The following is a 25,695-nucleotide window of genomic DNA, read 5'->3' as shown; positions in this document are numbered from 1 at the left end:
ATCTCGTCACAAATCCATCATCCCACCGTCACAATGACGACATGGCCTCAGCCGACACTGAGGTCATGACGACAGCTCTGCATATCACCCTGATCACCGAAACCTTCCCTCCGGAAATCAACGGCGTGGCCAATACCCTTGGCCGCTTGTTCGATGGTTTGCGCGCGCGCGGGCATCAGGTGGAGTTGGTGCGGCCACGTCAGGGTGGCGACCCGCTCATGGGCAGCAACGATGAGTTGCTGCTGTGTCGAGGCTGGCCGCTGCCGGGTTATCCCGGCCTGCAATGGGGTCAGTCGTCGATGCACAAGCTGCTGCGGCGCTGGAAACGCCATCGTCCGGACGTGTTGTACATCGCCACCGAAGGACCGCTGGGGTTGTCCGCATTGCGCGCGGCGCGGCGCTTGGGGATTTCGGTGGTCAGTGGCTTTCATACCAATTTTCAGCAGTACTCCAGCCAGTACGGTCTCGGGCTGCTGACGCGCTTGCTGACTCACTACCTGCGCTGGTTTCACAATCGCTCGACCCTGACCCTGGTGCCCAGTGCCAGCCAGCGACTGGAACTGGAACGCCGCCGTTTCGAGCGCCTGGCGCTGCTCTCTCGAGGTGTCGACAGCCAGTTGTTTCATCCGGCCAAACGGCTGAAATCGCTGCGCGAGCAATGGGGACTGGCCGAGGAAGATATTGCCTTGATCCACGTAGGACGCCTGGCGCCAGAGAAAAATCTTGGCTTGCTCAAGCGCAGTTTCGACACGCTGAAAATGACTTATCCACAACGAAAAATGAAATTGATTGTGGTTGGTGATGGGCCGCAACGATCGATGCTGGAGAAGGAATTGCCCGAAGCGATTTTCTGCGGCTCACAACGCGGCGAAGCCTTGGCCAGTCACTATGCGTCGGGGGATGTGTTTCTGTTTCCAAGCCTGACCGAAACCTTCGGCAATGTGGTGCTTGAGGCATTGGCCTCGGGGCTGGGGGTGGTCGCGTACGATCAGGCCGCGGCGGCCCAGCATATTCGCCATGGCTACAACGGCGTACTGGCTATGCCCGGGGATGAAGAGGCGTTCTGCGATGCCGCACGTTGGCTGCTGGAGGAACGCGAAACCTTGCGCTGTGTGCGCCTTAATGCGCGCCAGCATGCGAGCCGCCAGGGTTGGGCGGCGATTATCGAGCAGTTTGAAGGACAGTTGCGCGGGGCTTGTTTGCAGGGGCAATCCCTGCCTGATGCAGCGTTGTTGCCTTGAAAAGCTTCGCGGGCAAGCCTCGCTCCTACAGGGTTTGTGTCGTTCGCAATATTGCGTGCGACGCTAACCTGTAGGAGCGAGGCTTGCCCGCGAAGAGGCCCGCCCGGATGCCGCTTAAACCAGCGTCATCAACGCTTCACGGCTAAATGGCAGAATGTCCTGCTCACGACCGTCCCGCACTTTCTGCGCCCAGTCCGGGTCCACCAGCAATGCACGACCCACTGCCACCAGATCGAACTCATCGTTATTCAACCGCTCCAGCAGTTTTTCCAGGCTGGCCGGTTGCGCAATCTTGTCGGTGTTGACCATGAATTGCAGGAACTCACCGTCCAGGCCGACGCTGCCGACGGTGATGGTTGGCTTGCCCGTGAGCTTGCGGGTCCAACCGGCCAGGTTCAGCTCGGAACCGTCGAACTCCGGCTCCCAGAAACGTCGCGTCGAGCAGTGGAAAATGTCCACGCCAGCATCGGACAATGGCTTGAGGAACTCACCCAAGGCTTGCGGGGTTTGCACCAAACGCGCGGTGTAGTCCTGCTGCTTCCACTGGGAGAAACGGAAGATGATCGGGAAACCTTCGCCGACCGCTGCACGCACCGCCTGAATCAGTTCGATGGCGAAGCGCGAACGGTTCGCCAGGCTGCCACCGTATTCGTCAGTACGCTGATTGCTGCCTTCCCAGAAAAACTGGTCCACCAGATAACCGTGGGCACCGTGGATTTCCACACCGTCCATGCCAATGCTCTGAGCGTCTTTGGCAGCTTGGGCGAACGCGGCGATCACGTCCTGGATATCTTCCTTGGTCATGCCGTGAACCACGACCTGACCGTCCTTCAATTTTTCCGACGGACCGTAACCCGGCACGCTGGCGTCCGGCTCGGTGCCGATGCGGCGCACGCTGCCCACATGCCACAGTTGCGGAACGATTTTCCCGCCCTCGGCATGCACCGCATCGACGACTTTCTTCCAGCCGGCCAATGCCACTTCACCATAGAAGTGCGGTACGTTCGGATAGCCGTTGGAGGCCTTGTGACCAACGGTGGTGCCTTCAGTGATGATCAGCCCAACCCCGGCAGCGGCGCGACGACGGTAGTACTCGATCACTTTGGAATTGGGCACACCGCCCGGCGAAAACGAGCGGGTCATCGGCGCCATGACGACGCGGGTCGGCAACTCGAGAGCGCCTAGATGAAAAGGCTTGAACAGGGCTTTGACGGGCATGGGACGCTCCACGGGACAGGCTTTATGACGGCGATAATATGCGGAGCGGCAAGCGATGCACAGCACTATTGATTGCGGTGATTAAGGTCTAAAAGATAGGAAGCATTGTAGGAGCGAGGCTTGCCCGCGAAGGCGTCATGTCATTCAACATTGATATCGACTGATATGACGCCTTCGCGGGCAAGCCTCGCTCCTACAGAGGGGGATGTCAGCTCAGCGCTTTTTCGATCGCCTGAATGACAGAATGATCATCCGGCGCCGTTCGAGGCGAGAACCGCGCCAGCACACGACCATCCTTGCCCAGCAGGAATTTTTCGAAGTTCCAGGTGATGTCGCCCGGGAATTCCGCGCCTTCGCCCGCCAGCAGACGATACAACTGATGACGTTCATGGCCGTTGACTTCCAGCTTGCTGGACAACGGAAAGGTCACGCCATAGTTGAGGCTGCAGAATGCCTGGATCTCTTGCTCGGTGCCCGGTTCCTGCCCGGCAAACTGGTTGCACGGCAAGCCCAGCACACTGAACCCCTTGTCCTTGTATTGCTGGTAAAGGTTTTCCAGCGCCGCGTACTGTGGGGTCAAACCACATTTGGAGGCAACGTTGACCACCAGCACGACACGCCCCTTGAAGGGCGCCAAAGGTAGCTCCTGACCATCCAGGGCTGTCAGTTTAAGGTCGTGAAAAGCACTCATGACGAACTCCAAATTCCAGTGTTCTTCTCAAAACAGCCACTTGGCGGTGCCATCAAGGACAGCCGCGGACTAAAAAGGCGCCCTCGGGCGCCTCTCCAGCTCTCGAAAGCTTAGCGCAGAAAATCAGTGGTGATGGCCACCTTCGCCATGGACGTGACCATGAGCGATTTCTTCCTGGCTGGCGTCACGGATGTCGATGATCTTGACCTGGAAATTCAGGCGCTGACCGGCCAACGGGTGGTTGCCGTCGACAGTGACATCGTCGCCGTCCAGATCGCGAATGGTGACGATCTGCATCTGGCCGTCCGGCGCGGAAGCGTGGAACTGCATGCCCACTTCCAGTTCGTCGACGCCTTCGAACATGCTGCGGCTCAGGGTGCTGACCAGTTCGGCAGCGTATTCACCGTAGGCATCTTCAGGTTCTACGGCGACAGTCAGTTCGTCACCGACTGCTTTGCCTTCCAGTGCCTTTTCCAGGCCCGGGATAATATTACCTGCGCCTTGCAGGTAGACCAGCGGCGCGCCGCCGGCGGAGCTGTCGATGACCTCACCAGCGTCGTTGGTCAGGGTATAGTCGATGGAGACAGCCTTATTGGCGGCGATCAGCATGGGGCGAGACCTTTTGCATAAGAAAGATGAATGTCCAAGTTTAGCGAAGCAATCGCCCGAAAGCGAACACAACCCGGACAGACGGGTCGCGACGAAAGCCTCGACCGTCACAGGTTTTCATCAGGACGAAGACGGATACTGGGTGGCCGAGCTTTCCTGCGGCCATACCCAACACCTGCGGCACCAGCCGCCGTGGCAATCCCGGGTCTGGGTGCTGGACCCTTCGCTGCGTAATGAAAAAATAGGCCAACCCTTTGATTGTGGTTGGTGCGCACAAGGCTCGGTTAGCGATAACCTTGGCGACTGAAATTCGGTAGAACACCAGCCATAGGTGCTCACCATTGCCATGCTCCCTTAGAGAATTCGCATGCAAACTTTTTTTATCGCACCCACCGATTTTGGTGTGGGTCTGACCTCCATCAGCCTCGGGCTGGTGCGTACGCTTGAGCGGGCCGGTCTCAAAGTCGGCTTTTTCAAACCGATTGCCCAGCCGCACCCGGGCGACACGGGCCCTGAACGCTCCACCGAACTGGTGGCCCGCACCCACGGTTTGAAACCGCCTCAGCCACTGGGCCTGGCCCATGTTGAGCGGATGCTCGGCGACGGTCAGCTGGACGAACTGCTCGAAGAAATCATCACCCTTTATCAGCAAGCCGCTGTCGGCAAAGACGTGCTGATCGTCGAAGGCATGGTCCCGACCCGCAGCGCCAGTTACGCGGCGCGGGTCAACCTGCATTTGGCCAAGAGCCTGGACGCCGATGTGATTCTGGTCTCGGCACCGGAAAACGAAGTGCTGACTGAATTGTCCGGCCGGGTGGAGTTGCAGGCGCAATTGTTCGGCGGACCGAAAGACCCGAAAGTCTTGGGCGTGATCCTCAACAAGGTCAAGACCGACGAAAGCATGGAGGCTTTCGCCTCGCGCCTGAAGGAGCACTCGCCGTTGCTGCGCAGTGGCGACTTCCGCCTGCTCGGCTGCATCCCGTATCAACCGGAACTGAACGCACCGCGCACCCGTGACGTGGCCGACCTGATGGGCGCTCAGGTGCTCAACGCCGGCGATTACGAAACCCGGCGCATGACCAAAATCATTATCTGCGCGCGTACCATGCGCAACACCGTGGAGCTGCTCAAGCCCGGTGTGCTGGTGGTAACCCCCGGCGATCGCGACGACATCATCCTCGCCGTCAGCCTCGCGGCGATGAACGGCGTCCCTCTGGCCGGCCTGTTGCTGACCAGCGACACCCTGCCCGACCCGCGCATCATGGATTTGTGCCGTGGCGCCTTGCAGGCCGGCTTGCCGGTGTTGTCGGTCAGCACCGGTTCCTACGACACCGCCAACCAGTTGAACGGCTTGAACAAGGAAATCCCGATCGACGACCGCGAACGTGCGGAAATCATCACCGATTTCGTCGCCAGCCACCTCGACGCCAACTGGCTGCACCAACGTTGCGGCACGCCACGGGAAATGCGCCTGTCGCCCGCGGTGTTCCGCTACCAGCTGATCCAGCGCGCCCAGGCCGCCAACAAGCGCATCGTGTTGCCCGAAGGCAGCGAGCCGTTGACCGTGCAGGCCGCGGCGATCTGTCAGGCGCGCGGCATTGCCCGCTGCGTGTTGCTGGCCAAACCGGCGGACGTCGAAGCGGTCGCCCGCGCCCAAGGCATCGAGTTGCCGCCTGGGCTGGAAATCCTCGACCCGGACCTGATCCGTGAGCGTTACGTCGAACCGATGGTTGCGCTGCGCAAGACTAAAAGCCTCAACGCGCCGATGGCCGAGCAGCAACTGGAAGACACCGTGGTGATCGGCACCATGATGCTGGCGCTGGATGAAGTCGACGGGCTGGTGTCCGGGGTCATTCATTCCACCGCCAACACCATCCGCCCGGCCCTGCAACTGATCAAGACCGCGCCGGGCTGCACGCTGGTGTCGTCAGTGTTCTTCATGCTGTTTCCGGAAGAAGTGCTGGTTTACGGCGACTGCGTGATGAACCCGCACCCGAGCGCCAGCGAACTGGCCGAGATCGCCTTGCAAAGCGCCGATTCGGCCGCGGCGTTCGGCATCACTCCACGTGTGGCGATGATCAGCTATTCCAGCGGTGAGTCGGCCAGCGGTGAAGAAGTCGAGAAGGTTCGCGAGGCCACATTGCTCGCCCACGAACAGCAAAACTCGCTACTGATCGACGGCCCATTGCAATACGACGCCGCAGCCAACGAAACCGTGGCTCGACAGCTGGCGCCGAACAGTCAGGTAGCCGGTCGTGCCACGGTGTTCGTGTTCCCCGACCTGAACACCGGCAACACCACCCACAAAGCCGTGCAGCGCAGCGCCGACTGCGTCAGCCTCGGGCCGATGCTGCAAGGCCTGCGCAAACCGGTGAATGACCTGCCGCGCGGCGCGCAGGTCGATGACATCGTTTACACCATCGCGTTGACCGCGATTCAAGCTGCCAACCGACCTTTGGATCTTTAAATGCTGGATTCCCTACCTGCACCGCTGCGAGGCGTCATTGCCTCGCTGCTGTTGGCGCTGAACACGATTGTCTGCTGCACACCGCTGTTCATCGTGGCGATTTTCAAACTGCTATTGCCCTTCCCCGCCGCCCAGCGTTTTACCGATTGGCTGATGAGCCATATCCATGAAGCCTGGATCAGCAACAACAAGGCCTGGATGGACTTGCTCGGACACACGCGCTGGACACTCAGCGGCCTGGAAGGCCTGGACTATCAGCACTCGTATTTGATCACCAGCAACCACCAGAGCTGGGTCGACATCATGGTGTTGCAATACGTGCTCAACCGGCGCATTCGCCCGCTGAAGTTCTTCCTCAAACAGCAACTGATCTGGGTACCGGTGATTGGTCTGGCGTGGTGGGCGCTCGGCTTTCCGTTCATGAAGCGCTACTCCAAGGCCTACCTGGAGAAGCACCCGGAGAAGAAAGGCAAAGACCTGGAAACCACCCGCAAGACCTGCGACAAGTTCCGCCATAACCCGGTGGGGATTTTCAACTTCGTCGAAGGCACGCGGTTCACCGAGGGCAAGCATGTACAGCAGAGCTCACCGTTCCGCTACCTGCTCAAGCCGAAAGCGGGCGGTATTGCCTTCGTGCTGGATGCCATGGGCGACCAGTTGGAAGCCATCGTCAATGTGACCATTCACTATCCGGCCGGGCGTCCGGGTTACTGGAATTTGCTCTGTGGGAACGTGAAGGAGGTGGTGGTGCACTTTCAGGAACTGAAGATTCCACCGCAGTTCGTCGGCAAGAACTACGACCAGGACGGTGTGTATCGGCTTGAGTTTCAGGGTTGGATCAATCAGCTATGGAATGACAAGGATGCGTTGCTGGGGCAGATGCACCGCGAGTACACCGCGAAGGTTTGAGGTGTCTGCACCGGCCTCTTCGCGAGCAAGCCTCGCTCCTACAGGTTCCTTTGCTCTGTAGGAGCGAGGCTTGCCCGCGAAGGCGTCCTCCCAGACACAAAAAAACCCGCAGACGATCACTCATCTGCGGGTTTTTTATTTGCTGCTAACGCTTAGATCGCGCCACGTTTACGCAGCAGATCCAGCACTTGCTTGACGCTTTCTTCCAGCGACAACGACTGGGTGTCGATCACAAGATCGGCATTCAGCGGCACGTCGTACGGGAAGGATTCGCCCGGGATGTTATCCCCGGCCGCCGCATACAGACCTTGCGGATCACGCTCGGCACAGACCGTCGGAGAGGCCTGGACGTAGACCGTCAGCAGACGCTCCTTGCCGATCAGGTCCTTGGCTTGCTCACGACCTTCAGCGCTCGGCGCAACAAAGGCTGCCAAGGTCAAAAGACCGGCTTCGTTGAACTGACGCGCAACGTGCGCAGCACGACGCCAGTTCTCGGTACGCCCGGCGCGATCCTGTGGCAGACCTTTGTTCAGGTCGTGACGCAGGTTCTGGCCATCGAGTACAAACACCGCACGGCCCAGGTCGAACAGCTTGCGTTCAACCGCGTAGGCCAGGGTGCTTTTGCCAGCGCCCGACAAGCCGCTGAACAACACGGTGGCGGGTTGCTGACCAAAGCGCTGGGCGCGTTCTTCGGTAGCCACATGAGCCAGTTTGCCGTGGTGGGTGCTGGTGCCATGGCTCAACGGCTGGGCGATGATCATGCCGGCCGCGACCGTGCCGTTGGTCAGTCGATCGATGACGATGAACGAACCGGTGGTGCGGTTGCTGTCGTAACCGTCCAGTGCGATGGCCGCGTCGAGGCTGATCTTGACTCGACCGATCTCGTTCAGCTGCAGCGAGCTGGCGGGCCCTTCGGCCAAGGTGTTTACGTCAACACGATTGACGATGCTGGTGATCGAACCCGGCACGTAAGTCGTGGCGCGCTTGATGTCGTATTTCTTGCCCGGCAGCATTGGTTCTTCAGCCATCCACACCAGCATGGCGTCGAAGGCGTCAGTCACTTGCGGCTGGTTGTCGGCGTGCACCAGCAAATCGCCGCGAGAGATGTCGATTTCGTCTTCCATGGTCAGCGTCACGGCTTGACCAGGACCTGCATGCTCCAGTTCACCTTCGAAGGTGACAATGGATTTCACGCGGCTGCTCTTGCCCGACGGCAACACAACGACTTCGTCGCCCTTGTGCACGATGCCGCTGGCCAGGGTGCCGGCAAAACCACGGAAATTCAGGTTCGGACGGTTGACGTACTGCACCGGGAAGCGCAAATCGGTGTAGTTGCGGTCGCTGGAAATTTCGACGGTTTCGAGGATTTCCATCAGCGACTGGCCGGTGTACCACGGCGAGCGCTCGGACTTGTTCACTACGTTGTCGCCCTTGAGAGCGGACATCGGCACGAACGCCATGGTGGTCGGCTTGAACGCGATGCCTTCGGCGAACTTCAGGTAATCGGCCTTGATCGACTCGAACACGCTTTCGTCGAAGCCGTTGAGGTCCATCTTGTTGATGGCGACAACGATGTGCTTGATGCCCAGCAACGAGGCGATGAAGCTGTGGCGACGGGTCTGGGTCTGCACGCCGTAACGGGCGTCCACCAGGATGATCGCCAGGTCACAGGTGGATGCACCGGTGGCCATGTTGCGGGTGTACTGCTCATGGCCGGGGGTATCGGCGATGATGAATTTGCGTTTGGCGGTGGAGAAATAGCGGTAGGCGACATCAATGGTGATGCCCTGCTCACGCTCGGCCTGCAAGCCGTCGACCAGCAACGCCAGGTCGATGTCTTCACCGGTGGTGCCGACTTTTTTCGAGTCGCGGGTAATGGCTTCCAGGTGATCTTCGTAGATCATCTTGGAGTCGTGCAGCAGGCGCCCGATCAGGGTGCTTTTGCCGTCGTCGACGTTGCCACAGGTAAGAAAGCGCAGCATTTCCTTGCGTTCGTGCTGGCCCAGATAGGCGAGGATGTCCTCGCTGATCAAATCAGATGCGTGACTCATTGCATTCGAGCTCCAAGCTGTAAGCTTCAAGCGGCAAGCTTGTCGGCGTACAGCTACTCAGAAATTTTGTTGATCAAGCCGCATAGCATTCTTGAAAGCTCGCGGGTCTCTGTAATCCAATCGTCAGCCAGAGGATCAGCGATGTAGGCAATTTCACGGCCGATGAGGATCTGAGTGCGTAACTCACCGCATGAAGCTTTCGCCACCCAAAGAAAATGTACTTTTTCCTTGGGACCGCAACGCTCCATTCCTTCAGCAATATTGGAAGGCACCGAAAGTGCAGAGCGGGTAATTTGATCCTTGAAGCCAAAGTCCCCACATCTCGACAACTCTCTATAGATCCTTACCGCCAAACACTTGCTTCTCTGCCAGACAATCAGCTTCTCGAAATCCATTGCGAGTCATCCGATAACGGCTCGCAACACCCAGCTGCAAGCACCAAACTGCGAAATTACGCGTACCGCCCTTAACTTGCAGCTTGCCGCTTGTAACTCGAAGCTTAAAAGTAACCCTGACGTTTCTTTTCTTCCATCGAACCGGCGCCATCGTGATCGATGATTCGGCCCTGGCGTTCGGAAGTTCGCGTCAGGAGCATTTCCTGAATGATGTCGGTCAGGCTGGTGGCCTCGGACTCGACCGCACCGGTCAACGGGTAGTCGCCCAGCGTACGGAAACGGACCTTCTTCTTCACGATGCGCGCCTTGTCTTCGTCGCTCAGGTGATTGAGCAGGCGCTCGTCGTCGATCATGATCCAGGTGCCATTCATCTCGATAACGTCGCGTTCGGCGGCGAAATACAGCGGCACGATCGGAATGCCTTCAAGGTAGATGTACTGCCAGATGTCCAGCTCGGTCCAGTTCGACAACGGGAATACCCGGATCGACTCGCCCTTGTTGACCTTGCCGTTGTAGACGTTCCACAACTCGGGACGCTGGTTTTTCGGGTCCCAGCGGTGCTTGGTGTCACGGAAGGAATACACGCGCTCTTTGGCACGGGATTTCTCTTCGTCGCGACGGGCGCCACCAAATGCCGCATCGAAGCCGTACTTGTCGAGGGCCTGCTTGAGGCCTTCGGTCTTCATGATGTCGGTGTGCTTGGCACTGCCGTGGGTGAGCGGGTTGATACCCTGCGCAACACCCTCGGGATTCACGTGCACCAGCAGGTCCAGGCCGAGTTCTTCGACCATGCGGTCGCGGAACGCGTACATTTCCTTGAACTTCCACTGGGTGTCGACGTGCATCACCGGAAACGGAAGTTTGCCCGGGAAGAATGCCTTGCGTGCCAGGTGCAGCATCACGGCGGAGTCTTTACCGACGGAGTACAGCATCACCGGGTTATCGAACTCGGCGGCGACCTCGCGGATGATGTGGATGCTTTCGGCCTCCAGCTGTTTCAGATGCGTCAGTTTGTCGACCATGGCTACTCACGAAAACGATCTTATGGACGGCCTGCGGGCCGTGTTCGAGCGGGGAATCCTAGCACAGCGCCCCCTTCTAATCAGGACGCTGGCTAGATCGAAAGGGTATATGAATATACCCCCTCGTTTGGCACAACGGCCCCTGTAGGAGCGAGGCTTGCCCGCGAAGAACGATAACGCGGTATTCCTGATGAACCGCGTTATCGTTCTTCGCGGGCAAGCCTCGCTCCTACAGGGCAACCCCATTCAGTTTTGAAATCAGATAGGGTTCGGGCAATCGATGAAGATGTGCTCGAGGGCGAAACGTCGCGCCAGGTAATCGCCCAAAGCCTGCACACCGTAACGCTCGGTGGCGTGATGGCCGGCGGCGATGAAGCTGATGTCGTTTTCCCGGGCGCTGTGGAACGTCTGCTCGGAGGCCTCGCCGCTGAGGTACAGATCGACGCCCGCCAACACCGCCTGATCAATGTACCCCTGGCCGCCACCGGTGCACCAGCCGACCCGACGAATCATCTCGCTGCCTTCGATCAGCAATGGCTCGCGCCCCATGACTTCCTGCACGCGACGGGCGAAATCGCGAGGGGTCATCGGTTCGCTCAACGAGCCGACCAGGCCAACAACCTTCAGATTGTCCGGATCCAGCGGGCCTTCAACAGTGATATCCAGTTGCCGGGCAAGCTGCACGTTGTTGCCGACTTCCGGGTGCAGATCCAGCGGCAAATGATAGGACAGCAGGCTGATGTCGTGCTTGAGCAGGGTTTTCAACCGGCGCTGCTTCATGCCGGTGATGCACGGGTTCTCGCCTTTCCAGAAATAGCCGTGATGCACCAGCACCAGATCGGCCTGGGCTTCCACCGCCGCGTCCAGCAACGCCTGGCTGGCGGTAACACCGCTGACGATGCGCATCACTTGCGGCCGGCCTTCGACCTGCAAACCATTGGGGCAGTAATCGGCGATCTTTGCACTCGCCAGGTAGCGGTCGGCTTCTTCGACCAGGGTGCTCAGGGCGACGGCCATAAAAGACTCCTAAATATCCCGTTCAGAGGCGCGCGCGGCCTCGTATAATGCGCGACATTATGGGCGGTCTCACACCGCCTGCAACCTCTGTAGGACGTGCTTAATGCTCAAGGCGCTGCGTTTTTCCGGCTGGCCGCTGTTGGCCGGCGTGCTTGTTGCTCTATTGATTATGCAGCGTTACCCGCAATGGGTCGGGCTACCGAGCCTGGACGTGAATCTGCAGCAAGCCCCGCAAACCATCGGTCTGCAGCAGGGGCCGGTGTCCTATGCCGACGCGGTGACCACGGCCGCGCCATCAGTGGTCAACCTGTACACCACCAAAGTGGTCAACAAGCCCAGCCATCCGCTGTTCGAAGATCCGCAGTTCCGCCGCTTCTTCGGCGACAACTCGCCCAAGCAGAAGCGCATGGAGTCGAGCCTCGGTTCGGGCGTGATCATGAGCCCGGAAGGTTATCTGCTGACCAACAACCACGTGACTAGCGGTGCCGACCAGATCGTGGTGGCGCTCAAGGATGGCCGTGAAACCCTGGCCCGGGTCATCGGCAGCGACCCGGAAACCGACCTCGCGGTATTGAAGATTGATCTGAAAAACCTGCCCTCGATCACCGTCGGCCGTTCCGACAATATCCGCATCGGTGACGTGGCCCTGGCCATCGGCAACCCGTTCGGCGTCGGCCAGACCGTGACCATGGGCATCATCAGCGCTACCGGGCGTAATCAGCTGGGGCTCAACAACTACGAAGACTTCATCCAGACCGATGCCGCGATCAACCCCGGCAACTCCGGCGGTGCACTGGTGGACGCCAATGGCAACCTGACCGGCATCAACACGGCGATCTTCTCCAAGTCTGGCGGTTCTCAGGGCATCGGCTTCGCGATCCCGGTCAAACTGGCGATGGAAGTGATGAAGTCGATCATCGAACACGGCCAGGTGATTCGCGGCTGGCTCGGCATCGAAGTGCAACCGTTGAGTCAGGAATTGGCGGAATCGTTTGGTCTGTCCGGGCGTCCGGGGATTGTGGTCGCGGGGATTTTCCGTGATGGCCCGGCGCAGAAGGCCGGCCTGCAACTGGGCGACGTGATCCTCAGCATCGACGGTGAACCGGCCGGCGACGGTCGCCGCTCGATGAACCAGGTGGCGCGAATCAAGCCGACCGACAAGGTCACCATTCAGGTGATGCGCAACGGCAAAGAGCTCAAGCTCACGGCAGAAATCGGTCTGCGTCCGCCACCCGCCCCGATCAAGGAAAAAGAAGAGTAGGAGCTGCCGAAGGCTGCGATCTTTTTTGCACCCTCAGCAGATCCATGACTCCGAAGCCGTTAACAGCAGACATTCTCATTAGGCATGTTATATTGTTTCAATATCACTATTGGAACAACATAACATGTCGTCTCGAACAATGGCTTCCCTCGCAGGCCTGGCCCTCGGTTTGCTGGGGGATCCGGTCTTCGCCGAAGAATCGCAAACCGTTGAACTGGACGCCATCAGCGTCACCTCCGACTACGAATCCCCCACTGGCCCGGTGAAGGGTTACCGCGCCACGCGCTCCTCCAGCGCAACCAAAACCGACACCGCCCTTCGCGATATCCCGCAATCGATCAGTGTGGTTCCCGTCAGTGTGCTCAAGGACCTGGGCAGCACCAACGTCGAACGCGCACTGGAATTTGCCGGTGGCGTGTCTAAACAGAACAATTTCGGCGGCCTGACACTCTACGAATACAGCGTGCGCGGCTTCACCACGTCGGAGTTCTATAAGGACGGTTTCAGCGCCAACCGAGGCTATCCAAGCACGCCGGACGTGGCCAACATCGAACGCATCGAAGTGCTCAAAGGCCCGGCCGCCAGCCTCTATGGTCGTGGCGATCCGGGCGGTACGGTGAACATCGTCACCAAGAAACCCCAGCCCGAAGCCTTCACCACACTGCAAACCAGCGTCGGCAGTTGGGATCGCTATCGCACCGCCGTGGACGTCAACACACCGCTGGATGATGACGGCAACGTTCTGTCCCGGGTGAACCTGGCTATCGAGGACAACCACAGTTTCCGCGATCACGTCGACAGCCAGCGTGTGTTCGTTGCGCCCTCCTTCAGCTGGCAACTGAACCCGGACACCAGCCTGTTGGTGGAGAGCGAGTTCGTCCGCCACAGCTCGACCTTCGATCGCGGTATCGTCGCGCCGAACAATAAATGGAGCGGTGTCTCCCGTTCGACCTTCCTTGGCGAACCCAACGACGGCAACATCGACAACCACAACAATCTGCTGCAAGCCGCCCTCGAACATCAGCTCAACGACCGCTGGAAACTACGCCTCGCCAGCCATTACAAGGAAGGCAAGCTCTGGGGCTTTGCCTCCGAGAACCGTCCCTTGAACGCCGACGGCCACACCATCAACCGTCGCTACCGCGAGCGCGATACCAACTGGCACGACAGCATCACCCAACTCGAACTGCGCGGTTTGTTCGACATCGGCAGCTGGCAACACGAACTGCTGATCGGCAGCGAATACGAGAATTTCCGTAAGAACGAACGGGTCACGACCATTGCCGGCGGCCCGTACGCCATCGATATCTATCGACCGATCTACGGCCAACCGAAACCCAATGGCGCACGCTCCGGGACCGACTTCTTCGAGCATGTCGAAAGCCAGGCGCTGAACCTTCAGGACCAGATCGTCTTCACCGACAAACTGCGCGGCATGCTCGGTGCGCGCTTTGAGCACTTCGAACAAAGCATCGACGACCACAGCCGCAACGCCACCAGCCGCCAGCGCCACGACGCACTGACCCAGCGAGCCGGCCTACTCTACCAACTGACGCCCGAAGTGGGCTTGTTCGCCAACGCCTCTACTTCATTCAAACCGAATAATGGCCTGGACGCCGCCGGCAAATCCTTCGACCCGGAAGAAGGCGTCGGTTATGAAGTCGGGATCAAGAGCGAGCTGTTCGACGACCGATTGAGCACCACCCTCGCCGCCTTCCATATCGAAAAGGAAAACGTCCTGGCGCTTGATCCGGCGACTGATTCCAGCCGCGCCATGGGTAAGGCTCGCAGCCAGGGTGTCGACCTGCAAGTCACCGGGCAAGTAACCGATGCCGTGCGAGTGATCGGTGCTTTCGCTTACATCGACGCCGAAGTCACCCAAGGCGACAAGGTGATTCCCACCGGCAGCCGAATTCTCGGTGTGGCCAAACGCAGCGGCAGCGTGCTGGGCGTTTATGAATTTCAGGATGGCCATTTGCGCGGTTCGGACCTTGGAGCAGCGTTCACCTATGTCGGCGATCGCTCGGGTGAAGCCGGCAGCGATTTCGAACTGCCGGCCTACCATACCGTCGACCTGCTGGCCCATTACAAGGCCAGCGAAAACGTCACCGTGGGCCTGAACCTGAACAATCTTTTCGACGAAAAATACTTCGAGCGCTCCTACAGCAACTACTGGGTCAACCCCGGCGAGCCGCGCAATTTCACCGTCAGCCTGACACTCAATCTGTAAAAGGAAGTCCACCATGCAACACCTAAAATCCCTGGCGCTACTCAGTCTTTTGTGTGCCGGCCAAGTCTCGGCCCACGGTCTCTGGACCGAAGAACGTCGCGGCAACATCGAAGTCATCTACGGCCACGGTGCCGAAGACAACGCCTTCAAGGCACAGAAAATCAGTGGCGCGTGGGCTTATGACGTCGGCGGCAAAATGATCCCGGTGAACGTGCAACGGCTGGCCGACCACGCCCGCCTGCAACCGTTGAAACCACCAGCAGTGATGGCCGTGGCGCTGAACAACGGCATGTGGTCGCAAACGGCGGATAAGAAATGGATCAACGAAGGGCGCAGCAAAGTACCGGGGGCCATTGAGTCGACCCAGACCTTCAAGTACAGCCTGGCGATATACCAGCCGGGGGCGAAGTTGCCGAAGCTCGATCAGATGAAACTGCTGATTCTGCCGGAGGTTGATCCGCTTACCGTGGGGCCGGGCAAGTCGTTGCCGGTTCGAGTGCTGCTGGACGGTAAGCCGGCGGCGGGCGTGAAGTTGGTGGGCGACTATCGCAGCGCGCCGAATACGTTAAGCACCGAGACCGATGCAGAGGGTCGGGCGCAAGTATTGGTGCGTAATGAAGGGTTGAATGTGATTGCGGCGCAGATGGAGATTCCGCTGAAGGACAACCCGGATGTCGCGACGCGCGGGCTGTTCACGTCGCTGACCTTCCTTGGCGAACCGCATCACGAGTAACCCACAAACCCCTGTAGGAGCGAGGCTTGCCCGCGATGGGGACACCGCGGTGCAATAGGTAGACCGCGTTATCGTTTATCGCGGGCAAGCCACGCTCCCACAGGATCGGGGAAGCCTTACAGGTCGCCGAGACCGTCGATCAGCGCCTGATTCTGTTCTGGCGTACCGATGGAAATCCGCAGGAACTGGGCAATCCGTTCCTGCTTGAAGTGCCGAACGATGACGCCCTGTTCGCGCAACTTCGCCGCCAGCCCTGCTGCATCATGCTTCGGGTGACGCGCAAAAATGAAGTTCGCCGCCGACGGCAACACTTCAAAGCCTTTCGCTTCCAGTTGCGCAACGACCTTTTCACGATTCTCGATGACCAATCGGCAGGTCTTGTCGAAGTACTCACGATCTTCGAACGCCGCGGCTGCACCGACATTCGCCAGACGATCCAGCGGATAGGAGTTGAAGCTGTTCTTGATCCGCTCCAGCGCCTCGATCAGGTCCGGATGCCCCACCGCCAGGCCAACCCGCAGGCCTGCCAGCGAACGGGACTTGGACAGGGTCTGAGTCACCAGCAGGTTCGGATAACGGTCCACCAGTGTGATCGCCGTTTCACCGCCGAAATCAATGTAAGCCTCATCCACCACCACCACCGAATCCGGGCTGGCCTTGAGGATTTGCTCAACCGCGTCCAGCGCCAGCAGGCAACCGGTCGGCGCGTTCGGGTTGGGGAAAATGATCCCGCCATTCGGCTTGGCGTAGTCCGCCGGGTTGATCTGGAATTGCTCATCCAGCGGCACCGCGTCGAATGCGATGCCGTACAACCCGCAGTAAACCGGATAGAAGCTGTAGCTGATGTCCGGGAATAGCAGCGGCTGATCGTGTTGCAGCAAACCGTGGAAAATGTGCGCCAGGACTTCATCGGAACCGTTGCCGAGGAACACCTGATTGCCCTGCACGCCGTAGTACTTGGCAACAGCCTGCTTGAGCAGGTCGCTGTTCGGGTCCGGGTACAGACGCAGGTTGTCGTTCAGTTCGGTCTGCATCGCGGCCAAGGCTTTTGGCGATGGACCGTACGGGTTTTCGTTGGTGTTGAGCTTCACCAGTTTCGCCAGCTTCGGCTGCTCGCCCGGCACGTAAGGCACCAGACTCTTGACGAAGGGACTCCAGAATTTACTCATGTTCAGTTGCCCTTCTTATCGTCAACGATGCGGTATTCGGCGCTGCGGGCGTGAGCGGTCAACGACTCGCCACGGGCCAGCACGGAAGCGGTTTTGCCCAGTTCGGAGGCACCCTGCTCGGAGCAGAAGATGATCGACGAACGTTTCTGGAAGTCGTAAACACCCAGCGGCGAGGAGAAACGCGCGGTGCCGGAGGTTGGCAACACGTGGTTCGGGCCGGCACAGTAATCGCCCAAGGCTTCGGACGTGTGACGGCCCATGAAGATCGCGCCGGCATGGCGGATCTGCGGCAACCAGGCCTGCGGATCGGCAACCGACAACTCCAGGTGTTCCGGCGCAATACGGTTGGCCACTTCGATGGCTTGTTCCATGTCGCGAACCTTGATCAGTGCACCGCGACCATTGATCGAGGTTTCGATAATTTCGGCGCGTTCCATGGTCGGCAGCAGTTTGGCGATGCTGGCGGCGACCTTGTCGAGGAACTCGGCGTCCGGGCTGACCAGAATCGCCTGGGCATCTTCGTCGTGCTCGGCCTGGGAGAACAGGTCCATGGCAATCCAGTCCGGATCGGTCTGACCGTCACACACGACGAGGATCTCGGAGGGGCCGGCGATCATGTCGATCCCGACCTGACCGAACACGTGACGCTTGGCGGTGGCGACATAGATGTTGCCAGGGCCAACAACCTTATCAACCTTCGGCACGCTTTCGGTACCGTAAGCCAGCGCCGCAACTGCCTGGGCGCCACCGATGGTGAACACCCGGTCAACCCCGGCAATGCAGGCTGCGGCCAGCACCAGCTCGTTGATTTCGCCGCGTGGAGTCGGCACGACCATGACCACTTCGGTCACGCCTGCAACCTTGGCAGGAATTGCGTTCATCAGCACCGAGGACGGGTACGACGCCTTGCCGCCCGGCACATACAGACCGGCGCGATCCAGCGGTGTGACCTTCTGGCCCAGCACCGTGCCGTCGGCTTCGGTGTAGCTCCAGGAATCCTGTTTCTGTTTTTCGTGGTAGCTGCGCACACGGGCTGCGGCTTTTTCCAGCGCTTCGCGCTGAGGCACGGTGATGCGGGTCAATGCCAGTTCCAGGCGTTCACGCGGCAGGATCAGGTCTGCCATGGAGGCGACTTGCAGGCCGTCGAACTTCTGGGTGAATTCCACCAGTGCCGCATCGCCACGCTCGCGAACAGCCTTGATGATGTCCAGCACCCGCTGATTGACCGAGTCGTCAGACACACTTTCCCAGCTCAGCAGATGATCCAGATGATGTGCGAAATCCGGGTCAGCAGCGTTGAGTCGGCGAATTGCAGTCGGTGCGGTCATAGCGAGAGCCTCATAGGAATGGCAAAAACTCAGGCGCCCGAAGCTAACATTCGATCCGCTTGGGCACCTGAGAATTCTGGCTATGAGGCGGATAGACGGCGCGCCTTGCGGTCGCGCAGGTAAATCAGCCGCGGTGTCGAGACTCCACTGCCTTGCGCAGGGTGTCGATCAACGCCTGGATACGGGCGTGCTGCATTTTCATCGAAGCTTTGTTGACGATCAGCCGCGAGCTGATGTCGGCAATGAAATCCTGGGGTTCCAGGCCATTGGCACGCAGGGTGTTACCGGTGTCGACCACGTCGATGATCTTGTCCGCCAGACCGATCAGTGGCGCCAGCTCCATCGAGCCGTAGAGCTTGATGATGTCGACCTGACGGCCCTGCTCGGCGTAATAACGCTTGGCGACGTTGACGAATTTGGTCGCCACCCGCAGACGACCCTTGGGCTCGACATCGCCGACACGGCCGGCGGTCATCAGCTTGCAAAGGGCAATTCGCAGATCCAGAGGCTCGTACAGACCCTGGCCGCCATATTCCATCAGCACGTCTTTACCGGCGACGCCCAGGTCGGCGGCACCATGCTCGACGTAGGTTGGCACATCGGTGGCGCGCACGATCAGCAGGCGCACATCGGCCTGGGTCGTGGGGATGATCAGCTTGCGGCTCTTGTCCGGATTCTCGGTCGGCACGATGCCCGCTTCAGCCAGAAGCGGCAGGGTGTCGTCAAGGATGCGGCCCTTGGACAGTGCGATAGTCAACATGGGAAACGTCAGTCCTTATCAAGGTACTCATGCCCGGTCGCAAATGGCGCCGGACACACATCGAGCCTGAAACAGGCTCGACTTGAAACGAATTCAACGGGCGCGTCCCTGCGCCCATGCAGCAGAAACTAGCCCGGTACGCGGCGGATCTTCGCGCCCAGCATCTGCAGTTTCTCTTCGATGCACTCGTAACCACGGTCGATGTGGTAGATGCGGTCGATCAGGGTATCGCCTTCGGCGATCAGCGCCGAGATCACCAGGCTGGCCGAAGCACGCAGGTCGGTGGCCATTACTGGCGCGCCCTTGAGCTTTTCGATGCCGGTGACGATGGCGGTGTTGCCTTCGACCTGGATATGAGCGCCCATGCGGTGCAGTTCGTAAACGTGCATGAAGCGATTTTCGAAGATCGTCTCGATCACCGCACCAGTGCCTTCGGCAATGGCGTTGAGGGAGATGAACTGCGCTTGCATGTCGGTCGGGAACGCCGGGTATGGAGCGGTCCGCACGTTAACGGCTTTTGGCCGCTTGCCGTGCATGTTCAGCTCGATCCAGTCTTCGCCGCAGGTGATTTCAGCACCCGATTCGCGAAGTTTTTCCAGAACGGCTTCGAGGATGGTCGGATCAGTGTCCTTGACCTTCACACGACCGCCGGTCACCGCCGCCGCCACCAGGTAGGTGCCGGTCTCGATACGGTCAGGCATCACCTTGTAAGTGGTCGGGTGCAGACGCTCGACGCCATCGATGGTGATGGTGTCGGTGCCGGCGCCAGTGATCTTGGCGCCCATGGCGTTCAGGAAGTTCGCCAGGTCGATGACCTCAGGCTCGCGAGCGGCGTTCGCCAGCACGCTACGGCCCTTGGCCAGAGCGGCCGCCATCATGATGTTCTCGGTACCGGTCACGCTGACGGTGTCGAAGAAGAAGTGCGCACCGCGCAGGCCACCCTCAGGGGCCTTGGCCTTGATGTAGCCGCCTTCAACGTCGATGACCGCGCCCATGGCTTCGAGGCCACGGATGTGCAGGTCGACCGGACGCGAACCGATGGCGCAACCGCCAGGCAGTGCGACTTCGGCTTCGCCGAAACGGGCAACCATCGGGCCGAGCACCAGGATCGAGGCACGCATGGTTTTCACCAGTTCGTACGGCGCGATCAGGGTCTTGATGGTGCGCGGGTCGATTTCGACGCTGAGCTTCTCGTCGATCACCGGCTCGATGCCCATGCGACCGAACAGCTCGATCATAGTGGTGATGTCGTGCAGGTGCGGCAGGTTGGCAACGGTAACCGGGCCATCGCACAGCAGGGTTGCAGCCAGGATCGGCAGGGCAGAGTTCTTTGCCCCGGAGATGCGGATTTCGCCATCAAGACGAACGCCACCGGTAATAATCAATTTATCCATAAGAATCTCGACGCCCTTGGGCTCAGGTGCGCTCGGCCCAGGCCGCGCTGCTGAAAAATTTCATAGTGACCGCATGGATGCTGCCATCGGTGATCCATGGGTTCAAATGGGCATAGACCTGCTGCTGACGCTTCACCGGGCTCAACGCCGCCAGTTCATCGCTAATCACATTCAGCTGGAAATTGCAGCCTTCGCCTTCAACTTCCACCTTCGTGTTCGGCAGCTTTCCTTCAAGGAAGCTCTTCACTTCTACGGCCTGCATGCTCAACCTCAATCGGCGCCCTGTGCGCGCGGGTCGGACATCATACAAAAAAGCCCCGCGCCTGCGAACCCCGCGAAGCAGGACTCTGACGGGGGGCTTCTTTATAGATGCGGTTCAGGGATGCGCCAACAGCTCGGTCAATTCGCTGACCTGAGCGATTTCACGCATATCTTCGGGTATCGCACGAATGCTCAGGGCCTTGCCGGCCGCCTGGGCATCGCGCATGAAGCACAGCAGCAGCGACAAGCCGACGCTGCTGGACTTCTCCACCGCTGAGCAATCAACCACCAGCGCAGCCGCGTTACTGGACTTGATCAGCGCCTGCCCCTGCTTGCGCAGGTTCGGGCCTGTCCGGTAATCCAGCACGCCACTGAGCAGCAGTTCGCCGGATTCGCTCATGCGAATGGCCGACTCACTCATTGGGTTTGCTTCTCGGTAGATTGTTCGGTGGCTTCCTTGGCTTTGGCGACTTCCCCGGCCCAACCGTTGATGGTCTTGTCCAGGTCGTTGCCATTGCGCTGCATCGCATCAGCGAACTGATCGCGGAACAGCTTGCCGATGTTGATGCCGTTGATGATCACGTTGCGCAGCTTCCACTCGCCATTGATCTTTTCGAGTGTGTAAGACACAGGATAGATCGCGCCGCTGCTGCTTTTTACCGTCATGCCAACGCTGGTACGGTCGCCTGACTCATCCTTGGCAGGATCGACGACGATGCCCTGGTTGTCGTACTCAAGCAAAGCATTGCCATAGAACTGGAACAGGCCTTTCTTGAAGTTCTCGACAAACTTCTGCATCTGCTCAGGGGTGGCCTTGCGTGAATACTTGACCGTCATGATGCTCTTGGAAATACCTTCGGCATCCACCACAGGTCCGACGATGGTATTCAGCGCCGTATAAAAGTCCTGCGGGTCCTGTTTGTACTTTTCCTTGTTGGCGGCAAGATCCGCCAACAACCGGGTGGTGGTGTCCTGTACCAGATCGTGCGCGGAAGGCGCCGCCACGGCGTTAGCCATCAACGGCAAGGCCGCGAGTACTACCAACAGGCCACGTCGCAAGATAGAGATCATTCAAAAGCTCCTCATTTGGCGTCTTTGCTAACGGTATTGAGCAGGAATTTACCGATCAGGTCCTCGAGCACCAGCGACGACTGCGTGTCGTGGATGGTTCCACCCTCCTTGAGCAGGGTTTCTTCCCCACCCACGCTGATACCGATGTATTTCTCACCCAACAGGCCAGCGGTCAGGATAGATGCAGTGGAGTCAGTCGGCAGATTATCTACGCGCTTTTCCAGTTGCATGGTCACCCGACCGGTAAAGCTGTCGCGGTCCAGATCGATCGCCGTGACCTTGCCGATGGTCACACCGGCCATGGTCACTTTAGCTCTGACCGTCAAACCGGCAATATTGTCGAAATACGCATAAAGTTTATAAGTTTCGGTGGTTGCACTAGGGGACAGACCACTGACCCGCAACGCAAGCAACAGCAAAGCCAGGATGCCAGCCAGCAAGAAAAGGCCGACACCGATTTCCAGGGTGCGGTTTTGCATCAGAAATCTCCAAACATCAAGGCGGTCAGAATAAAGTCCAGGCCGAGTACAGCCAAAGAGGCATACACCACGGTCTTGGTAGTGGCACGACTGATCCCCTCGGAAGTGGGTTCGCAGTCATAGCCTTGGAATACGGCGATCCAGGTCACGACGAAGGCAAAAACGATGCTTTTGATAATGCCGTTGAGCACATCGTCGACAAACGTCACGCTGTTTTGCATGTTCGACCAGTAGGAGCCTTCATAGACACCCAGCCAGTCGACGGCCACCCACGAACCGCCCCAGATGCCCACCACGCTGAAAATCATTGCCAGCACCGGCAGGGAAATGAAGCCGGCCCACAGGCGCGGGGCAATGATGTATTTGAGCGGGTCGACCCCGATCATTTCCAGACTGGACAATTGCTCGGTGGACTTCATATTGCCGATTTCGGCGGTCAGTGCCGAACCTGCCCGGCCGGCGAACAGCAAGGCTGTGACCACCGGGCCCAGTTCACGCAACAGCGTCAGCGCAACCATCTGCCCGACTGCCTGCTCCGAACCGTAGCTGGACAGAATGTTAAAGCCCTGCAGCGCCAGCACCATGCCGATGAATACCCCGGAGACCACGATGATCACCAGGGACATCACGCCCACCGAATGCAGCTGCTTGACCAGCAGGCCAAAACCGCCGCCGATGCCGCCACGACCGAGCAAGGCATGAAACAGGAACAGCGCCGAACGCCCGAATACCGCCAGCACATCGATGCCGGCGTGACCGAAGCGGCGCACTCTTTCTATCAGTGAAATCTTGCGCATCAGCGCTTCCCCAGAATATCTGCGCGGTAATCCGGCGCTGGAAAGTGGTATGCGACCGGGCCGTCGGGTTCGCCCGTCATGAATTGACGAATACGTGGTTCGTCCGAGGTCATCAGTTCCTTGGGCGTACCTTGCCCCAGCACTTGCCCGTCACCCACCACAATGAGGTAATCGGCGATGCTCGCGGTCTCGGCCAGGTCGTGGGAAACCACGATGCTGGTGATGCCCAGCGCATCGTTGAGCAGGCGGATCAGGCGTACCAGCACGCCCATGGCGATCGGATCCTGGCCAACAAAGGGCTCGTCGTACATGAGGATTTGCGGATCGAGGGCAATTGCCCGGGCCAGCGCGACGCGACGCTTCATGCCGCCGGACAATTCGTCAGGCATCAGGTCGATGGCGCCACGCAAACCCACGGCCTGCAATTTGAGCAGGACAATGTCGCGGATCATTTCTTCCGGCAGCCCGGTATGAACACGCAGCGGAAAGGCGACGTTCTCGAACACATCAAGATCGGTAAACAGCGCGCCGCTCTGAAACAACACACCCATGTGCTTGCGCGCATCGAACAGATCGCTGCGCGACAACGTCGGCAGGTTCTGGCCGTTGACCCAGACTTCACCGCTGGCAGGGCGCAATTGTGCACCTATCAGCCGCAACAGCGTGGTCTTGCCACACCCGGAAGGCCCCATGATGCCGGTAACCTTGCCGCGCGGTATGCGAATATCGACGTTATTGAAAATGCTGCGCGAACCGCGCTTGAAGGTCAGTCCCTTCAGCTCGACCGCGTAGGCGTTATCGGCACTCATCTAAACTCCTTGCGATGCAGCCTCTCACTCGGACGCCTGGCTTTCTGACGAAAGCACATACCTCCCCCGGGCAGGCCGAACTGGCGGCGAACTATATCACTGCATAGGCTAAGCGCCCAAGGCCCAAGCCGGGCATGTTCAGCAACATGACCGCCTGAAATCATCTATTTAGAGAGATTCGGTAACAAGGAATGACAAACCGCGACGAACTTGCGTGAGGGTTTTGATCATTACCGTTATAATCGCCGCCTTTTCATCAGGCTATTCGATTTCCGACATGAACCAATCCAGCGACCTGATTCAATCAGCACAACGTACCATCCGCCTCGAACTGGAAGCCGTACAAGGCTTGCTGCCCCATATCGATGCAGATTTCGTACGTGCTTGCGAGATGATTCTGGCCAGCAAAGGCCGGGTGGTCGTGGTCGGCATGGGCAAATCGGGGCACATCGGCAACAAGATTGCCGCCACCCTCGCCAGCACCGGCACCACGGCTTTCTTCGTGCACCCGGCCGAGGCCAGCCATGGCGATATGGGCATGATCACCCGTGACGACATCATTCTGGCGCTGTCGAACTCCGGCTCCACCAATGAAATCGTCACCTTGCTGCCGCTGATCAAGCGCCAGGGCATTCAGATGATCAGCCTGACCGGCAACCCCGATTCGCCGCTGGCCAAGGCTGCGGAAGTCAACCTCAATGTAAGCGTCGAACACGAAGCCTGTCCACTGAACCTGGCACCCACCTCATCGACCACCGCGGCACTGGTCATGGGCGACGCTCTAGCCGTTGCCTTGCTTGAAGCTCGCGGCTTTACCGCTGAAGACTTTGCCTTTTCCCACCCGGGTGGTGCCCTTGGCCGCCGTTTGTTGCTGAAAGTGGAAAATGTCATGCATGCCGGCACCGAATTGCCGCAAGTGATGTGCGGTACGTTGCTCAAGGATGCCTTGATGGAAATGACCCGCAAGGGGTTGGGCATGACCGTTGTACTGAGCACGGATGGAAAGCTCGCCGGGATTTTCACCGACGGCGATCTGCGCCGCACGCTGGACCGCACGATTGATATCCACAGCACGACCATTGATGAAGTGATGACCGCCCACGGCAAGACCGCCCGCGCCGAGATGCTCGCCGCCGAGGCCCTGAAAATCATGGAAGACCACAAGATCAACGCACTGGTAGTGGTCGACAGCGAAGACCGCCCGGTCGGCGCCTTGAACATGCACGATTTGCTGCGTGCGGGAGTAATGTAATGAGCATGGACCTGCTGCAACGCGGCAAACAGATCAAACTGGCGGTATTCGACGTCGACGGCGTACTGACCGATGGGCGCCTGTACTTCCTCGAAGACGGCAGCGAATTCAAGACTTTCAACACCCTCGACGGCCAGGGCATCAAGATGTTGATGGCAGCCGGCGTGCAGACCGCTATCATCAGCGGCCGTAAGACCCCGGTGGTTGAACGGCGCGCGAAGAACCTCGGCATTCCACACCTTTATCAGGGTCGCGAAGACAAACTGGTGGTGCTCGACGAACTTCTTGCCCAGCTCAACCTGAGCTATGAACAAGTGGCCTACCTTGGCGACGACCTGCCAGACCTGCCGGTGATTCGCCGTGTCGGCCTGGGCATGGCGGTGGCCAGCGCCGCCAGTTTCGTACGCGAACACGCCCACGGCATCACCCAGGCCCGTGGCGGCGAGGGTGCTGCTCGCGAATTCTGCGAATTGATCCTGCGAGCCCAGGGCCGCCTCGATGCGGCCAACGCCGCGTACCTGTGAGCCCATC

26 protein-coding genes are annotated in these 25,695 nt (G+C 59.3%); 9 read left to right on the top strand and 17 right to left on the bottom strand.

The features are described 5' to 3' along the window. The first annotated feature begins 41 nt into the window (after nucleotides 1-41). The gene (locus PMI18_RS13405; RefSeq protein ID WP_007901607.1) at nucleotides 42-1,241 is read left to right on the top strand and encodes a glycosyltransferase family 4 protein; all 1,200 of its coding nucleotides are present in this window, start codon (nucleotides 42-44) and stop codon (nucleotides 1,239-1,241) included. Between the two features lie 114 nt (nucleotides 1,242-1,355). Here PMI18_RS13405 and PMI18_RS13410 read toward each other — a convergent pair whose 3' ends face one another. The 3 genes from PMI18_RS13410 to PMI18_RS13420 all read right to left on the bottom strand — a co-directional run bounded on the left by PMI18_RS13410 (nucleotide 1,356) and on the right by PMI18_RS13420 (nucleotide 3,759). Next, nucleotides 1,356-2,459 (bottom strand): NADH:flavin oxidoreductase, encoded by a 1,104-nt coding sequence (locus PMI18_RS13410; protein WP_007901605.1) that lies wholly within the window; start codon nucleotides 2,457-2,459, stop codon nucleotides 1,356-1,358. Between the two features lie 208 nt (nucleotides 2,460-2,667). Beyond that, a complete protein-coding gene (locus PMI18_RS13415; RefSeq protein ID WP_007901603.1) occupies nucleotides 2,668-3,150 on the bottom strand; it encodes a glutathione peroxidase in 483 nt (160 codons plus the stop codon). Between the two features lie 123 nt (nucleotides 3,151-3,273). After that, complete coding sequence (locus tag PMI18_RS13420; protein ID WP_007901600.1) at nucleotides 3,274-3,759, bottom strand: FKBP-type peptidyl-prolyl cis-trans isomerase; 486 nt, start codon at nucleotides 3,757-3,759, stop codon at nucleotides 3,274-3,276. On the opposite strand from PMI18_RS13420, the gene PMI18_RS30415 reads away from it, so the two are divergent. From PMI18_RS30415 to PMI18_RS13430, 3 genes are read left to right on the top strand one after another with little or no spacing between them, the layout of a single operon-like run. Further along, complete coding sequence (locus PMI18_RS30415) at nucleotides 3,728-4,066, top strand: DUF3565 domain-containing protein (RefSeq protein WP_081499860.1); 339 nt, start codon at nucleotides 3,728-3,730, stop codon at nucleotides 4,064-4,066. The two genes, PMI18_RS13420 and PMI18_RS30415, sit on opposite strands and share 32 nt — an antisense overlap. 60 nt (nucleotides 4,067-4,126) lie before the next feature. After that, nucleotides 4,127-6,226 (top strand): phosphate acetyltransferase, encoded by a 2,100-nt coding sequence (gene pta / locus PMI18_RS13425; RefSeq protein ID WP_007901597.1) that lies wholly within the window; start codon nucleotides 4,127-4,129, stop codon nucleotides 6,224-6,226. After that, the gene (locus tag PMI18_RS13430; RefSeq protein ID WP_007901595.1) at nucleotides 6,227-7,135 is read left to right on the top strand and encodes an acyltransferase; all 909 of its coding nucleotides are present in this window, start codon (nucleotides 6,227-6,229) and stop codon (nucleotides 7,133-7,135) included. It abuts the gene before it with no gap. A gap of 152 nt (nucleotides 7,136-7,287) precedes the next feature. On the opposite strand, the gene cysN is transcribed toward PMI18_RS13430, so the two are convergent. The 4 genes from cysN to PMI18_RS13450 all read right to left on the bottom strand — a co-directional run bounded on the left by cysN (nucleotide 7,288) and on the right by PMI18_RS13450 (nucleotide 11,620). After that, nucleotides 7,288-9,186 carry a sulfate adenylyltransferase subunit CysN gene (gene cysN, locus PMI18_RS13435; protein ID WP_007901594.1) on the bottom strand — a complete coding sequence of 633 codons (1,899 nt, stop codon included), beginning with the start codon at nucleotides 9,184-9,186 and terminating at the stop codon, nucleotides 7,288-7,290. Nucleotides 9,187-9,239: 53 nt separating this feature from the next. Then, nucleotides 9,240-9,581 carry a four helix bundle protein gene (locus PMI18_RS13440; RefSeq protein WP_007901593.1) on the bottom strand — a complete coding sequence of 114 codons (342 nt, stop codon included), beginning with the start codon at nucleotides 9,579-9,581 and terminating at the stop codon, nucleotides 9,240-9,242. A 104-nt stretch (nucleotides 9,582-9,685) separates the two neighbouring features. After that, a complete protein-coding gene (cysD, locus tag PMI18_RS13445) occupies nucleotides 9,686-10,603 on the bottom strand; it encodes a sulfate adenylyltransferase subunit CysD (protein ID WP_007901592.1) in 918 nt (305 codons plus the stop codon). A 258-nt stretch (nucleotides 10,604-10,861) separates the two neighbouring features. After that, nucleotides 10,862-11,620, bottom strand: coding sequence for a Nif3-like dinuclear metal center hexameric protein (locus tag PMI18_RS13450; protein WP_007901591.1), 759 nt, complete (start codon nucleotides 11,618-11,620; stop codon nucleotides 10,862-10,864). A 103-nt stretch (nucleotides 11,621-11,723) separates the two neighbouring features. On the opposite strand from PMI18_RS13450, the gene algW reads away from it, so the two are divergent. From algW to PMI18_RS13465, 3 genes are all read left to right on the top strand, one after another. After that, nucleotides 11,724-12,881: a Do family serine endopeptidase AlgW gene (gene algW / locus PMI18_RS13455; protein WP_007901590.1), complete on the top strand. Its 1,158-nt coding sequence runs from the start codon at nucleotides 11,724-11,726 to the stop codon at nucleotides 12,879-12,881. 124 nt (nucleotides 12,882-13,005) lie between these two features. Next, the gene (locus tag PMI18_RS13460) at nucleotides 13,006-15,111 is read left to right on the top strand and encodes a TonB-dependent siderophore receptor (protein ID WP_007901589.1); all 2,106 of its coding nucleotides are present in this window, start codon (nucleotides 13,006-13,008) and stop codon (nucleotides 15,109-15,111) included. Nucleotides 15,112-15,124: 13 nt separating this feature from the next. Further along, nucleotides 15,125-15,844 carry a DUF4198 domain-containing protein gene (locus PMI18_RS13465; RefSeq protein ID WP_007901584.1) on the top strand — a complete coding sequence of 240 codons (720 nt, stop codon included), beginning with the start codon at nucleotides 15,125-15,127 and terminating at the stop codon, nucleotides 15,842-15,844. A 116-nt stretch (nucleotides 15,845-15,960) separates the two neighbouring features. Here PMI18_RS13465 and hisC read toward each other — a convergent pair whose 3' ends face one another. The 10 genes from hisC to PMI18_RS13515 form a co-directional block, all read right to left on the bottom strand. Next, nucleotides 15,961-17,013 carry a histidinol-phosphate transaminase gene (gene hisC, locus PMI18_RS13470; RefSeq protein WP_007901572.1) on the bottom strand — a complete coding sequence of 351 codons (1,053 nt, stop codon included), beginning with the start codon at nucleotides 17,011-17,013 and terminating at the stop codon, nucleotides 15,961-15,963. A 2-nt stretch (nucleotides 17,014-17,015) separates the two neighbouring features. Then, nucleotides 17,016-18,341 carry a histidinol dehydrogenase gene (gene hisD, locus PMI18_RS13475; protein WP_007901571.1) on the bottom strand — a complete coding sequence of 442 codons (1,326 nt, stop codon included), beginning with the start codon at nucleotides 18,339-18,341 and terminating at the stop codon, nucleotides 17,016-17,018. 124 nt (nucleotides 18,342-18,465) lie between these two features. Beyond that, nucleotides 18,466-19,101, bottom strand: coding sequence for an ATP phosphoribosyltransferase (hisG, locus tag PMI18_RS13480; protein WP_007901570.1), 636 nt, complete (start codon nucleotides 19,099-19,101; stop codon nucleotides 18,466-18,468). Between the two features lie 128 nt (nucleotides 19,102-19,229). Further along, a complete protein-coding gene (murA, locus tag PMI18_RS13485) occupies nucleotides 19,230-20,495 on the bottom strand; it encodes a UDP-N-acetylglucosamine 1-carboxyvinyltransferase (protein WP_007901567.1) in 1,266 nt (421 codons plus the stop codon). Nucleotides 20,496-20,517: 22 nt separating this feature from the next. Next, nucleotides 20,518-20,757, bottom strand: coding sequence for a BolA family protein (locus PMI18_RS13490; protein WP_007901566.1), 240 nt, complete (start codon nucleotides 20,755-20,757; stop codon nucleotides 20,518-20,520). 114 nt (nucleotides 20,758-20,871) lie between these two features. Further along, nucleotides 20,872-21,177, bottom strand: a complete 306-nt coding sequence (locus tag PMI18_RS13495) for an STAS domain-containing protein (protein ID WP_007901565.1) — start codon at nucleotides 21,175-21,177, stop codon at nucleotides 20,872-20,874. After that, nucleotides 21,174-21,827, bottom strand: a complete 654-nt coding sequence (locus PMI18_RS13500; protein ID WP_007901563.1) for an MlaC/ttg2D family ABC transporter substrate-binding protein — start codon at nucleotides 21,825-21,827, stop codon at nucleotides 21,174-21,176. Before PMI18_RS13500 ends, PMI18_RS13495 begins: the two co-directional genes overlap by 4 nt. 11 nt (nucleotides 21,828-21,838) lie before the next feature. After that, nucleotides 21,839-22,306 (bottom strand): outer membrane lipid asymmetry maintenance protein MlaD, encoded by a 468-nt coding sequence (mlaD, locus tag PMI18_RS13505; RefSeq protein WP_007901560.1) that lies wholly within the window; start codon nucleotides 22,304-22,306, stop codon nucleotides 21,839-21,841. Then, nucleotides 22,306-23,103, bottom strand: a complete 798-nt coding sequence (mlaE, locus tag PMI18_RS13510; RefSeq protein ID WP_007901556.1) for a lipid asymmetry maintenance ABC transporter permease subunit MlaE — start codon at nucleotides 23,101-23,103, stop codon at nucleotides 22,306-22,308. Before mlaE ends, mlaD begins: the two co-directional genes overlap by 1 nt. Beyond that, nucleotides 23,103-23,912, bottom strand: coding sequence for an ATP-binding cassette domain-containing protein (locus tag PMI18_RS13515; protein WP_007901551.1), 810 nt, complete (start codon nucleotides 23,910-23,912; stop codon nucleotides 23,103-23,105). Before PMI18_RS13515 ends, mlaE begins: the two co-directional genes overlap by 1 nt. A gap of 277 nt (nucleotides 23,913-24,189) precedes the next feature. Here PMI18_RS13515 and PMI18_RS13520 point away from each other — a divergent pair, with 277 nt between their 5' ends. Further along, nucleotides 24,190-25,164: a KpsF/GutQ family sugar-phosphate isomerase gene (locus PMI18_RS13520; protein ID WP_007901549.1), complete on the top strand. Its 975-nt coding sequence runs from the start codon at nucleotides 24,190-24,192 to the stop codon at nucleotides 25,162-25,164. Then, complete coding sequence (locus PMI18_RS13525; protein WP_007901544.1) at nucleotides 25,164-25,688, top strand: KdsC family phosphatase; 525 nt, start codon at nucleotides 25,164-25,166, stop codon at nucleotides 25,686-25,688. The genes PMI18_RS13520 and PMI18_RS13525 overlap by 1 nt, the downstream gene beginning before the upstream one ends. Nucleotides 25,689-25,695 lie beyond the last annotated feature (7 nt).

Origin of the sequence: Pseudomonas sp. GM102 (assembly GCF_000282555.1) — a bacterium.
Taxonomy (GTDB): Bacteria; Pseudomonadota; Gammaproteobacteria; order Pseudomonadales; family Pseudomonadaceae; genus Aquipseudomonas.
Note: the sequence above shows the minus strand (reverse complement) of the source record. Positions and strands in the feature narration are given on the sequence as shown.